The organism is Stutzerimonas nitrititolerans (assembly GCF_003696285.1).
Classification (GTDB): domain Bacteria; phylum Pseudomonadota; class Gammaproteobacteria; order Pseudomonadales; family Pseudomonadaceae; genus Stutzerimonas; species Stutzerimonas nitrititolerans.
In genome coordinates this window covers 492-1240 of record NZ_RFFL01000049.1, presented here as the reverse complement: position 1 = coordinate 1240, position 749 = coordinate 492, and the positions used below count along the sequence as shown (strand labels likewise).

The window sequence follows — 749 nt, the reverse complement described above, 5'->3', positions numbered from 1 at the left end:
ATTCGTTTGTAGTATGTTGGGTTCTTGAAACCGTGTATAGGAAAATGAAATGAGAAAGGTTAAGTAAAGTTTTTAGCTTCTCAATTATTCAAAGGAGGTTTTTTTATCGATTACTTAGGTGTTGATATTAGTAAAAGAAGTAGTGTAGTTGCACATTATAAAAATGGAAAATTCCAAAAAGAGTTTTTCATCCAGAATAATAAAAATGGTTACAATTATTTACTCAAGTATTTGAATGACTTAGACCACCCACAACTCATTTTTGAATCTACAGGTATCTATTCAAGAGGTATGGAACGATTTTGTTGTGTAAATCAAATTAACTATATTCAAATGAATCCGTTAGAAGCCAAATTTAAAACGAGCGCTCTAAGATCATGGAAAACTGATCAGGCAGATGCTCATAAGCTTGCTTGTTTAGGACCGACGCTTAAACAAACAGACAGCTTACCTATACATGAGTTAATATTCTTTGAATTAAGAGAACGCGTCCGTTTTCATCTAGAAATCGAGAATGAACAAAATCGACTTAAATTTCAGATCCTTGAATTACTCCATCAAACATTCCCTGGTTTAGAAAGATTATTTAGTAGTCGATATTCAATCATTGCACTCAACATCGCAGAAATCTTTACTCATCCAGACATGGTTCTTGATATCGACAAGGAGGTACTGATTACACATATATTCAATTCTACAGATAAGGGAATGTCAATGGATAAAGCTACAAAATATGCACTTCAATTAAG

General features: G+C 32.6%; 1 pseudogene. It reads left to right on the top strand.

Annotated features, from left to right (window positions below):
- Window positions 1-105: 105 nt before the first annotated feature.
- Window positions 106-749, top strand: a pseudogene (locus EA795_RS20585) (IS110-like element ISSep2 family transposase); the annotation flags it as partial.